Below are 14,224 nucleotides of genomic sequence, written 5' to 3'. Positions count from 1 at the left end.
CTTTATCCAGGGCCACAAATTGAGCTACAGCGTCTTCACGACCTCTGACATCCTCATAGCGGAAGCCCGGATTTTTATAACGATAGACGACCTGTAACGGTTGACCATGCCAGCCGCTGTAGAAATTCGTCCGGAATATAGCATGTCGGCTAACCAGCAGCTTCAGGCTTTCCTCGAATACGGTCGGCTCAAAATGGCCCTCAAGATCAAAGGTAGCCTGTTCAAAATACACTCCTGATTCTGCATTCATCAGACTATGGAACAGCATACCCTTCTGCATCGGCGTTAACGGATACACATTCTCCAATTCCCCAACCGTCTGTGTCTGCTCAACAATCGTGTCTAATTGCTCCAGCGTCAGACCCTTTAACAGTACATCGCTTGGAGTCAATTCTGACCGCTCCCGTATGACACAATGCTCGATCATTTCAAGCAAGTTGGCTTTCAGCAGGCCAGCCAGCATTTGGATGGTGTCCTTGCGGAAGGCCTTGCCGTTATACCGAATATCCAGCTCCAGTATGCCGTTCGTGACGATCCCGCCCACATCGAGCGCGTATTTCATCTTCGTCCGGTCACTAACAGCCAAACCAATCGGGTAAGGAGACATCCGAATATCGCTGTTTTGCAAATCCTGATCAAATTGTCCGAGATAGTTAAAGCTCACTTGCGGCTCGGCGTAGCCTCCATCTGTTTGACCCGTATGCAAAGCGTCTTCTTTATGACCAGCTGCCTGGCCAGCTTCACTCAGATGTCTCCAAATACCATAGCCAATTCCTTTATTCGGAATCTGACGCAGGCTCTCTTTGACCTGTTTGATGCGTCCCGACAAATCATGATCACGACCGATGTCCAGCAATACCGAATATTGACTCGTAAACCAGCCTACAGTACGTGAAATGTCCGTATCCGGCAAAATGTCCTCACGTCCGTGCCCCTCCAAATTGATCAGGCTGCGTTCATGACCCGTCCATGTGTACAGCATCATGCCCAATGCAGCCAGAAGCAGATCGTTCACTTCCGTGTTATATGCGCGGTGTGCCTGCTTCAATAGTCGTTCTGTCTCTTCTTCCGTAAGCTTGATGACCACTGTATCCGTATCAGCCAACGTAAATTGACCAGCCTGCGCTTGATCCTCAGGCAACCGTACTTGATCCACCAAAGCAGATGCGTTCAGTTGCTCCCAGTAGGCGCGTTCACTTTCCATTACCGCGCTATCCGCATAGGTGGAAAGTCGCTCAGACCAGGAACGGAAGGAATCCGTTTTGTCTGGCAGCTGAAGCACTTCTTGATGGACGGCTTGTTCATAGGCTGTAGCCAAATCCTCAAACAAAATGCGCCACGATACCCCGTCCACCACCAAATGGTGAATCGCCATTAGCAGATGATCCCCATCTGCACAGTGGAACAAACCAGCTTTAAACAGCGGCCCTTTATGCAGATGAATACTGCTTTGAATTTCACTGGCTTTCGCCTCAATCGCTGCGCTGAGCACGGCTTCATCCGTCAAGTCCCTAAAGTCCAGCACGTTCAGATGGTACAGCTCGCCTTCCTGCAATCCGCGGTTCCATGCTTCATAGCCTTGCTCTGTCTTGCTGAACACCATCCGTAGTGCATCGTGGTGCTCCGCCAGCTTGATGAGCGCCTGACGCAGAGCGGATTCGTCAAAGCCCTGCTTCCGGTGCAGCATAACCGCCTGATTAAAGTGATGTGCGTCCACCTGCTCCTGTTCCGCAAACCAGTATTGAATCGGCGTCAGCACCACTTTCCCTGTGACTTCGCCTTGCTCGGCCGTTCTCTTGCCCGCTAAACGCAGATGCGGAGCCAGCTCCTTCACGCTTGGATATTTGAACAAGTCCTTCATGTTCAGCTTATAGCCTGCCTGGAACGCACGGGATACGATTTGAATCGCCTTGATCGAATCGCCGCCCAGATCAAAGAAATTGTCCAAAATACCGACGGTTTGCACGCCCAGGACGGACTGCCAGACTGCTACAAGTACCCGTTCCGGTGCGGTGCGCGGCTCTACATAATCCGCTCCGCTTTGCAGGCTGCCTTCAGGTGCTGGCAGTGCCTTGCGGTCGATTTTACCGTTCGGTGTCAGTGGCATCTGCTCCAACTGAACGAAGTATGAAGGCACCATATAACTTGGCAGCTCCCGTCCCAGTTCGCTTCTCAGTTCATTTCTCAGTTCACCGACTCCGAGTTCTTGCTCCGCAATATAGTATGCCACCAGTTGGTATTGGCCTGTTTCGTCCGCACGAGCCATGACTATGGCTTCTCGTACCGACTCCACCTTCAGCAATTGCGATTCGACCTCGCCCAGCTCAATCCGGTACCCCCGGATTTTCACCTGATGGTCGATCCGGCCCAAATATTCGATGTTGCCGTCTGGCATCCATCTCGCCAAGTCGCCCGTGCGATACATCCGCTCATAGCCTGCTTTCCCGCCTGCAAACGGATTGTTCACAAATTTCTCGGCCGTCAGTTCTTCGCGATTCCAATACCCACGTGCCAAGCCTTCTCCTGCAATACATAACTCGCCTGGTACACCGATTGGCTGCAATCCATCATTCGCATTCAGGATATACATTTCCGTATTAGCGATAGGATGTCCGATATTAATTTGATTGGCATGGGTCAGTTCTTGTACCGTCGACCAAACCGTCGTTTCTGTAGGTCCGTACATGTTATAAATGCGGAGACCGTTCATTTCTTGCAGTGCTGCCAGCAGCTTGGGCGGAAGTGCTTCACCCCCGACCATAATTTCCTTCACGCTTCGCAGCGCACGGGAACCTGTTTCATGACCCAGCAGCATTTGCACCCGAGATGGTGTCATTTGCAACATATCAATATGATGATGAACGATCAACTCACCCAGCGCCTGAGGATCAACCTGATGCTGGCTGTCGCCAAGCACAACAGTCATTCCACCCAACAGTGGCAGGATGGTTTCCAATACGAAAATATCGAATGAAATTGTCGTGAGTGACAAAATGGTTTTGCCCGCTTCAAAGTCGATTATTTCGCGCATCCCTGTAATAAAGTTGAGTACCGAGCCATGCTGGAGCATAACTCCTTTCGGATTTCCAGTCGATCCAGAGGTATAGATGACGTAAGCCAAATGCTCTGGGCGGACGATCGTCTCCAGGTTGCCGCGCTCTCCCTGATACAATTCTGTATCCTCAAGAAACATTGTATTGGCGTTGCAATGGTGCTCTTCCACCAGATCACGACTGGTCAGAAGCACTGCGGCCTTACTGTCTCCCAGCATGTATTCAATACGAGATGACGGAAATTCGGGATCAATCGGCACATAAGCACCGCCTGCTTTTAGAACAGCAAGGAGACCTGCGATCATTTCCACTGAGCGCTGTACCATCAGGCCGACCAGCTTGTCGGGTCCTACTCCCTGCGCTTGAAGCATTCGTGCCAATGAGTTGGCCCGTTCATTCAGCTCCCGATAAGTCAGACTCTGATTTCCAAACACCAATGCCACTTGATCCGGCGTACGCTCCACCTGCTCCTCAAACAGCTGATGGATCGTCTGATTGCGCGGATATACCGCAGTGGTGTCATTAAATGCTTCTGTAATCTGTTGTTTTTCCACCGCTGTGACCAATTCCAGCTCTTCAACGCGAACGTTCGGATGGAGTGAAATTTGCTCCAGCAGACGGACAAAATGTCCATGCAGACGCTCAATGCCTATTTGATCAAAGCAGAGCGCGTTATACATAAAACGAATCTTTATACCTTCTCCCGGCATAACGGCTACGTTCAGATCGTAGTTGGTTTCCTCTGTAGTCACTACGTTCGAAATCGTAAATTTATCGTGTCCATCGCTTCCCAGCTGCTCTACCTGCTGCTCCACCGGATAATTTTCAAATATCATTATATGGTTGATCAAATCCTGCTTCTGTTCGGTTAGCGCCTGAATTTCATACAACGGGAATGCGTCGTAGCTATTAGAGGCCAGCGCCTGCCGCTGTGTTCGTTTCATCAGTTCGACAAAGGCCTCACCCTTTTCAGACAGAATGCGCACTGGAATCGTGTTTATGAACAACCCAATCATGCGCTCCACACCCATAATATCGGCTGGACGACCGGATACAACACTACCGAATACAACATCCGGACTGTTGTTATATTTCTGCAACAGCACGCCCCATACCGTCTGAATCAGTGTGTTGATCGTCACCTGATTTTGCTTCGCCACCCGTTCGATCTGAGCGACCAGTTCCGGCTGGAATTCGCATTCCAGTTCTCCGGCGACATATTCCCCGACTTGTGCGGATTTAGGCTGTGTTTTTTGCTGCGGAAGCATAATTTGCTGCTCATAGTCTGCCAGATACCCGCTCCAGTATTGCAGGGCCGCTTCACGATCCTGACGCTCCAGCCATTCAATAAAACGACTGAATGGCGTGACCTGCTCAAGCACCGGCTCCTGACCCGCACGAAGTGCCTGATAGCTGCCAAATACCTCCTGTATCATAAAGGACAAGCACCAGCCATCCATCAAAATGTGATGGAAGCTCCAAACAAAGTGGTATGTTTCATCTCCCGTTTGCAAAATGGAGATACGATTGAGTGCATCCTCTGCCAGACGGAATCCTTTGGCTTTATCTGCAAGGACAAAAGCCTCAACCCGAGCTTCACGTTCTTCTTTGTCTAGTCCGCGCAAGTCTTCGTAGTACAATGCTCCGCTGCGGTTGCCGAAGACGACCTGTACAGGCTCATCCTTCCAAGAATTGATAAAGTTCGTCCGTAGGGCCTCATGACGTTGTACAAGCAGATCCAGGCTTTTGCCGAAAGTGACCACATCAAAACGTCCGTTCAACTCAAAGGTGGCCTGCTCAAAATAAGCCGCCGAATCCTCGTCCATCATGCTGTAGAAGAGCATACCCTTTTGCATTGGCGTTAAGGCATACACATTTTCCAGCTCACCTAGATCTCGCGTATCTTCCACCAGCTGCTCCAGCTCGTCCAACGTTACGTTATTTAGCAGGACATCGCTTGGTGTCAATACCGTTCTCTCCTGGGCGACGCAATGGCTGATCACCTCACGCAAGCCCGAAGCCAGCAGCTCTCCAAGCCGGGCAATCGTCTCATGACGGAATTGCGTTGTGCCGTAGCGAATAGTAAAGATCAGCTCGCCGTCCTCGATCACTCCATTGATATCCAGCGCAAAATCCATAGCCGCGTTTGTGCTGACAGGCACACCCATAGAATAGGAGGAAGGCTCCAGATCGTTGCCTTTATAATCCTGATCAAACTGGCCCAGATAGTTAAAGTTGATTTCTGGGGTCAACTGAAGCTGTACGCCTGCTCGCGCGAAAGCCTCAGTATTTGACAGGTATCGCAAAATACCATAGCCAATGCCTTTTTGAGGAATATGGTGCAGCCCTTCCTTCACCCGTTTGATCAAACGGGCGATATTTCCGCCTTGTCCCAGGCTTCCATCCAGTACAACCGGGAATTGGCTCGTAAACCAGCCAACCGTGCGCGTAATATCCACATCAGATAAAATGGATTCCCGTCCATGACCCTCCAGGTTGACCAACACTCGTTCAGAACCGGACCAGTCATATACGGCTTTGCCGAGTGCAGCCAGCAACAGGTCATTCATTTCCGTGCTATACGCGCGGTGAGCTTGCTTGAGCAACAAATCGGTTTCCTGCTTCGTCCAGCGGACGGTGACAACCTCACTGTCTCCAAGCAAGGCATGATCGTTGTCATAATCCTTTGGCAACGGCTTCGCCAGACTTGCTTCTGCTTGTTCAATATGCTGCCAGTAAGCAAGCTCCCGCTCCATCGTCGCACTGTTCGCATAGGCCAACTGATGCTCGGCCCATGTCTGGAATGAATCTGTTTTAAGCGGCAATCGAATAGCTTTGCCCGTTTTACCTGCAACAGCCTGCTCATAAGCGGCTGCCAAATCCTCCAGCAAAATGCGCCACGATACACCGTCTACGACCAAATGGTGAATGACGATTAATAAATGATCGCCCTCTGCGCATTGGAACAAACCAAGCTTCACAAGCGGTCCCTCGCTCAAATGAATGCCGGCTTGAATTTCATTCGCCTTGGCTTCCACAGCTGTGGATTCGTCTTCAATCCCACTGAAATCTACAATTTCCAGTGTATATAGCTCGCCTTCCTCCACACTGCAGTTCCAAGCTACGTAACCATGCTCTGTCTCGCGGAATACAGTACGCAATGCGTCATGATGCTGGACCATGCGTTCCATTGTATGGCGCAGCGCATCTACATCAAAGCGCCCAGCTCGATACAGCATCATCGCCTGGTTGCTGTGGTGCAGGTCAACCGGCTGCTGCTCAAAGAACCACCGTTGAATTGGTGTCAACTCTACCTCACCGACTACCTCTTCCTGACTGGCGATTTTGCCATCTGTGCGAAGCAAAGGACTAAGGGACGCTACCGTCGGATTACTGAACAGGTCTTTCATGTCCAGTCGATAGCCTGCTTGCAGCAATCGGGACGATACCTGCAAGGCCTTGATCGAATCGCCGCCCAGCTCGAAGAAGTTATCCTGCGTGCCTACCGTTTCCACGCCCAGCACCCCGGCCCATACCGAAGCCAATACCTGCTCTACCGTTGTACGCGGTGCTACATAGGCTGCACCTGTATGGATGCTGCCTTCCGGCTCTGGTAAGGCCTTGCGGTCGATTTTGCCGTTGCTCGTCAGCGGTATCGTCTCCAGACGCATCAAGCGTGCTGGCACCATGTGCGCCGGTAGCCCTGCTTCCAGCTGGGCCTGTACCTCCTCGATCCGCACCGTTTCTCCTGTGATATAACCGCACAAATACTTGTGCCCACGCTCGTCTGTCCGGTCGATCACTACTGCTTGACGCACACCCTGCACCCGTTGAATCGCCGTTTCGATCTCGCCCAACTCGATCCGGTAGCCCCGGATTTTGACCTGATAGTCCATCCGGCCGATAAAGTCCACATTCCCGTCCGGCATCCACCGCGCCAGGTCTCCGGTGCGATACAATCGTTCACCCGGCACGTACGGATTCGCCACGAATTTCTCGGCCGTCAGGTCGGCACGGTTCAGGTACCCACGTGCTACCCCGGCTCCGCCAATGCATAGCTCGCCCAGTACGCCGATAGGTACCGGATTCAGCTGGCTGTCCACGATATAAAAACGGGCATTCAGCCACGCCTGACCAATCGGCACACTGCCGCTGCTCGGCAGCTTCGATAGCTCTTCGTCATAGAAGCTGGAGTCAATCGCTGCTTCCGTTACGCCGTAGCTGTTAATAATCCGAGTATCTGCGCCAAATCGTTCTTGCAGCACCCGGTAATCCGTCACGCTGCAGCTATCCGAGCTCGTGATCAGCAGTTCCAGACTGCTCATGTCCAGTCCCTGTTCATGCACATGCTGCATGAACGGTACGATCAGGGCCGGTGTCGATTCGAACACCGTAACCTGATAATTGCGAATCCAGCTATACAGACGGCTTGGATCAATCCGGTCATCTTTCGGGCAGATGACCATCGTTCCGCCGTTATAGAGCGCCCGTGCGATATCCCCGACGAATACGTCGAAGGAGAAGCTCGCCAGTTGCAGCAGCCGTACCGGGAACTGGTTCAGACGGTAATCCCGGCGATACGCAGCAGCCGTATTCACCAGGCTGCGATGCTCGATCATGACTCCCTTCGGACGTCCCGTTGTACCGGAGGTGTAGATCACATACGCCAGGTCCTGCGGCTCGTTGATATGCTCGACATCTGTGGATTCCCCGGTGTACAGCGACTCATCGTCCAACGCCAGTACAGTTTGCAGACGCAGTTCTGTTGCTGGTTCGGATGTTGCTTTGTTTTCATCCAGCCATACCTGGGCACGCTCCTGCAAGCCTGTTTGGGTCAACAGTACCGTCGCACCGCTGTCCTCCAGCATGAAACGAATACGTTCTGACGGATAGTCTGCATCCAGCGGCACATATGCGCCTCCAGCCTTCCACACTGCCAGTACGCCGACCAGCATGTCTACCGAGCGTTCGCTCAAGATGCCGACAATCGACTCGCGTCCAATGCCTTCATTCCGCAGTCTACGAGCCAGCTGGTTCGCACGCTCGTTCAGCTCGCGGTACGTAAGCTGATTCTCCTCGTACACAACCGCCACGTGATCCGGCACAAGCTGCGCCTGTTCCTCCACATAGGCGTGGAACAACCATTCGACTTCCTTCGCATCACTCCACGCATACACGCCAACTGAACCAAAACCGTCGATGATCTTCGCTTTTTCCTCAGCAGTCACCAGCTGAAGCTCATCTACCAGCGCATTCGGTCTGTTAATCGCTTCCTCTACGATATGCAGCAAATGCTCGCGGATTTGCTCCATAGCTGCGCGTTCAAACACCAGAGCGTTGTATTCCAAATGAACACCGATTTCATCACCCGGCACAATGGTAATGTTGAAATCATAGTTCGTTTGCTCCGACACGGAAGCATTCGCAATGGTAAAGCCGTTCGTGTCATGGCTACCCATTTGCTCCATGCTCTGTTCCACCGGATAGTTTTCAAACACCATAATATGGTTTACCAAATCCTGCTTCTGCTCTGTCAGGGCCTGAATTTCATACAACGGATAGGTTTCATAGGCACGGGAAGCAAGCGCCTGCTCCTGTGTCTGCTTCATCAGCCCAGCGAACGTAACATCTTTCCCGCTGTGAATCCGTACAGGAACCGTATTAATGAACAAACCGATCATTTTATCGATGCCCGGAATATCCGCTGATCTACCGGATACAACACTACCAAATACAACATCCCGACTATTGTTATATCGTTGCAGCACAACACCCCATGCCGCTTGCAGCAGCGTATTGACCGTCACCTGCTGCTGCTTGACCAGCTTGTTCATCCGCTCCGTCACTTCACGGCTCAGTGTAAACGAAAGCTTATCAGCCTCATATCCCTTGGCGCGACCGTCCAGCTGCTTCGCTTGCGGCAACACCGTCTGTTGTTCAAAGCCGGCAAAATAGTCACTCCAGAACCGTTCTGCTTCCGCGTTGTCCTGCCGTTCCAGCCATTCAATATATTCGCTATATGGCGTTACCGGGGCAAGCTCTGGCTTTCGGTTTTCGAGCAATGCAAAATACGTTTTGAAGGCTTCCCCGACAACCAGGAACAAGCACCAGCCGTCCATCAAAATATGGTGGAAGCTCCACACAAAACGGTACGACTCCTCGCCCGTACGTAATATAGAAACTCTCATCAGCTCGCCTGAGCTGAAATGAAACCCTTCCGCTTTGTCTCGCTCAGCAAAATCAGCAATGTACGCGTCCAGTTCTCCTTGCTCCATCGAACGCACGTCTTCAAAACGGAATCCGGCAGCTTTATGACGATACACCACCTGTAAAGGCTGCTCATTCCAGCCGCTATAAAAATTCGTTCTGAAAATTTGATGGCGATTCACCAGCAGATTCAGGCTTTCGGAAAAAGCATCCACTTGAAAGCTGCCCTGCAGATCAAATGTTGCCTGCTCAAAATACGCCCCGGATTGCGGCTCCATCAAGCCGTGGAACAGGATTCCCTTTTGCATCGGCGTTAGCGAATAAACATTTTCCAGCTCTCCCGCAGCAGCGGTTTGCTCTACAATGTGCTCCAGTTCTCCAGCCGTTAGTCCTTGGAAGGACAGATCGCTTGGTGTCAGCTCTGGCAGCTCTTTGTCCACGCAATGAGCTAATACCTGGCGCAAGCTTTCCTGAAGCAAATCAGCTAGCCTTTTGATTGATTTTTTCATGAACGTTTTGCTGCTGTAGCTGATCGTCAGCTCCAGCGCACCATCCGTGATCATGCCGTTGATATCAAGAGAATACCGCTTGGTCAACGTGTCACTAATGGAAGCCCCAAGGGAATAAGGAGACATACGGAATGCATTATTTTTCAAATCCTGATCGAATTGTCCGAGATAGTTAAAGCTAATTTCCGGCTCAACGACAAAAGCTGATTCCCCTTTTTCAGTAGCAGAAAGATATCTCAAAATACCGTATCCAATTCCTTTATGCGGCAAACGGCGCAGCCCTTCCTTGACATCCTTGACACGTCGTCCCACATTCCGATCCTCGCCCATATCCAGAATAACTGGGAATTGGCTGGTAAACCAACCGACCGTACGTGTAATATCCACGTCTGGCAATATAGCTTCCCGTCCGTGACCCTCCAGATTCACAAGCACCTGACTGATGCCTGCCCACTCGTGAACCGCGGTTCCCAGAGCCGTCAGCAATAGATCATTCGCTTCCGTATTATAGGCACGATGTGCCTGCTTCAAAAATTGCTCTGTTTCTTCGACTGTCCACGCTACCGTGAGTGTGCGGTCATCGCGGAGATGAGGCTTGGCCTCGGATTTGCGAGTGTAATCCCTGGGCAAAGCTGCTTGAGTAGCCCCAGCTTGCTCCAGCTCTTGCCAGTACGCACGTTCCTTCTGCAATGCTGTGCTGTTCGCATAAGCTGACAGCTGATCAGCCCACAGGCGGAAGGAATCCGTCTTATTCGGCAAGCGGACAGACTCGCCCTGTAAAGCCTGCTCATATCCAGTTGCCAAATCCTCTAGCAAAATACGCCAAGACACACCATCCACCACAAAATGGTGGATCGCCACTAGCAAATGATCTCCATCAGGGCAACGGAACAGACCCAGCTTTACCAGAGGGCCTTCATCCAGGCGGATGCTGGCTTGAATTTCGCTGGCTTTTGCTTCCAGCTCATGTGCAAAATCAGGTTCGTTCGTAAAATCAACCACTTCGAGGCTGAAGAGCTCACCTTCTTGTACGCCACGGTTCCATGCTTCGTACTCGCCATCTGCATTCTGGCGGAATACGATACGCAGAGCATCATGATGCTCAACCATGCGTTGCAGTGCCTGACGAAGCGCCGTTTCGTCCATACGATCCTCACGGTGCAGCATCAACGCCTGATTATAGTGTTCTGGCTTGGCTGGCTGCTGCTCAATAAACCAATGCTGAATCGGCGTCAACGCTACCGCACCCGTGACTTCCCCTTGGTCTGAGACGCGGCTCACCTGCTGCACCCGTCCATTCAGCTCAGCAATGGTCGGATATTGGAACAGTTCCCTCATTTCCAGTTTATAGCCGTTTTGCAGTAATCTTGAAGACACCTGAATGGCCTTGATCGAGTCGCCTCCCAGATGGAAAAAGTTATCCAGTACACCGATATGCTCGATGCCTAGTACAGATTGCCATACCGATACCAACGTCCGCTCCACATCGGTTCGCGCTGCTACATAATCCTCGCCAGAATCCACACTTCCCTCCGGCTGTGGCAACGCCCGGCGATCCACCTTGCCGTTGGGCGTCAGTGGCAATTGCTCCAGCTGCACAAAATACGACGGCACCATGTAGCCCGGCAGTTCCTGGCTCAAAGCGCTGCGCAACTCACTTGCCGTTACATCCTCATGGGTCACCACATAAGCGCAGAGCTGCTTTTGCCCCTGCTCATCCTCACGTGCAATCACCACCGCTTCTCGCACCGACTCCAGCTTTAACAGCTGCGCTTCCACCTCGCCCAGCTCGATCCGATAGCCCCGGATTTTCACCTGGGCGTCGATCCGTCCCTTGTATTCCAGCGTCCCGTTCGCATTCCAGCGCACCAGGTCGCCTGTGCGATAGCAGCGTTCTCCGCTGCGGTACGGGCTGTCGATGAACTTTTCTGCCGTCAGGTCCGGGCGATTCCGGTATCCACGTGCCACCCCGTCACCGCCGACGATCAGCTCTCCCCATGCCCCAACGGGCTGAAGCTGCATCGAACGGTCTACGACATAGGCTGTGGAGTTGTGAATCGGACGACCAATCGGTACAGATTCTGACTGCACGCTGGTAATGGCATGCGTCGTGGAGAAGGTTGTATTTTCCGTCGGGCCGTAACCATTTATGATCCGCAGGGAAGGATGGGCCTCCAGCACCCGGTTAATATGCGGGACGGACAGCACATCACCGCCGACCAGCAGCTCCCGTACCCCCTCAAACAGTTCCAGGTCCTGCTGGGACAGCTGATTAAAGAGCGGCGCTGTCAACCACATCGTGGTAATGCCATGGCTGCGAACAGCTTCCTTGAGCTTCGGCGCATCCAAAATGACATCCTGACTCACCAGCACCAGCTGTCCACCGTTCAATAGCGCACCCCAAATTTCGAAGGTGGACGCGTCAAAGACAACAGCCCCGGTCTGCAAAATGCGTGTGTCAGCATCCAGTTGCGCATAGTTTGTATTTTTCACCAGACGTACGACGTTACGGTGCTCTACCATAACCCCTTTGGGTTGCCCAGTAGTTCCCGAAGTGTACATCAAATAGGCGAGTCGATCCCCGAATTTACCCGCTTGTGAAATCTCATTTTTCAGATTTGTATAATGGGTATAATCCGCATGATTAGCCTCGTTTTGCTCCGATTGTACAGTATTTAAGCCTTTGTCATCCTCTGCCCCGTATACAGTAGCATCGCTCAGATCCAGCACAATCCCACTGTAGTCTTCTGGCTGCTGCTCCGCATGCTGCACCAGCAGCAGCTTCGCACCTGAATCCTCCAGCAGGTAGCGTACACGCTCTGCCGGATAATCCGGGTCAATCGGCACATATGCGCCGCCCGCCTTGAGGATTGCCAACATGCCGACGATCATATCTGTGGAACGCTCAGCGACGATGCCAACCGTCCGTTCAACAGTAACACCGTAACCGCGCAGCGTGTGAGCCAGTCTGTTGGCCTGTTCATTCAGATGCCCATAGGTCAGACGACGGTTTCCAAACACAACCGCAGTCTGATCCGGCATACGCTCTGCCTGTTGCTCGAACAGTTCATGAATCCCTGCATCATGTGGATATGGCACTGCTGTAGCATTGAATACATCCACAATTTGCGTCCGCTCCTCGTCACTAATCAGTGACAACTCCTGTATACGCTTCTGCGGACCTTTCACCATATGCTCAGCCACACTCAAGAATTGTCGGATAATTCGGGCAATCTCCTGTTCGCTGAACAGATCGGTACGATAATCCAGATGCAGTATAAGCTGATCGTCATCCAGCATTTCTACCATATGAATATCAAAGTCATTCACCGTATCTCCACAGAAATCGGTATCCACCTGCTGAACGGCTTCATCAAAGCGAGAGAAGCTCAGCGTACGATACTGAATTGAAACGCCAAAGAGGCGCTGAATATCCAGACTGCTTTGCTGTTCACGCAAATCCTGAATAATTTTGTTGTACGGGTAACGCTGATGCCGCAAAATGGACGACTGCTCCTTGCCCACACCTTGCAGGAAGGTCAGCAGCTCGGATTCCGGCTCAACCAGCAGACGCGTAGCCACGGTGCTGACGAACATGCCAATCGTATCCTTCTCCTTCTTCGACGTACGGTTAGCGTACAGGGTACCTACTGTTAAATCCTGTTCCCCCGTCACTTTATGTAAATAAATATACAGGGCGGCCAGGAAGAACGTAAAAATACTGATTTTATGCTCCTCGCAAAAAACCGTGACACCACGATACAGTTCAGGCTCCAGTTTATAGCTCTCCCGGCGTGCAACTGTGCTCAGCGTTAGCGGATTGTATGGTTTTAAACCTGTCGTCTCTGGCAAATCGGCAAACTTTTCCGTCCAATATGTCTTGTCCTTCTGGTAACGGTCAGATTGCTCATAGCTTTGCTCCACCTGAATGAAATCCAGGTATGGATTCGCTTTGGTCGATGTAGCTTGACCTGTACCATGGACAATATCCATGTAATGCGTGGTAATTTCATTAATGGCCTGATTCATGGATACACCATCTGAAATAATATGGTGCATTGTGAAATTGTACCAGGTTTCTTCTGCCCCCAGCTGTAAAATAACCAATTGGTACAGCTGAGAATCCAGCAATAAAAAGGGCTGTGAATTAAGACGGTTTACTAATAGTTCGGCTTCCTCCGGGGTAACCTGGAGCGTTTCTATGCTTTGTGCAACAAATGGCTCTACATATTGATACGGAATACCATCCTCAGCAGTGATTTTAATACGAAAAGAATCGTTTTGTGCAATCACCTGATTCATCGCCTGTTGCAATGCATCTATACGAACAGTTCCCTTGATTTTAACAGTTGTAATAAGCGTGGACGTGTTGCGATTGGGATACAAAAGCTCCGTATACCAAATACGTTGCTGTGGTTGGCTTAATGCAAACAATTGAATATCGTGCTGAGTCAT

At 51.5% G+C, this 14,224-nt stretch carries 1 protein-coding gene (only partly in view); it reads right to left on the bottom strand.

Translation table 11 applies throughout. The annotated features are described in order from the left end of the window. Positions 1-14,224 carry the 5' portion of a non-ribosomal peptide synthase/polyketide synthase gene (locus tag QD47_RS29870; protein WP_082067359.1) on the bottom strand. 27,893 nt of this gene lie to the left of the window's left edge, so the window shows 14,224 of its 42,117 coding nt (coding positions 1-14,224); the start codon lies at positions 14,222-14,224; its stop codon lies beyond the left edge, outside the window.

The sequence above is a fragment of the Paenibacillus terrae genome (assembly GCF_000943545.1).
Taxonomy (GTDB): domain Bacteria; phylum Bacillota; class Bacilli; order Paenibacillales; family Paenibacillaceae; genus Paenibacillus; species Paenibacillus terrae_A.
Note: the sequence above shows the minus strand (reverse complement) of the source record. Positions and strands in the feature narration are given on the sequence as shown.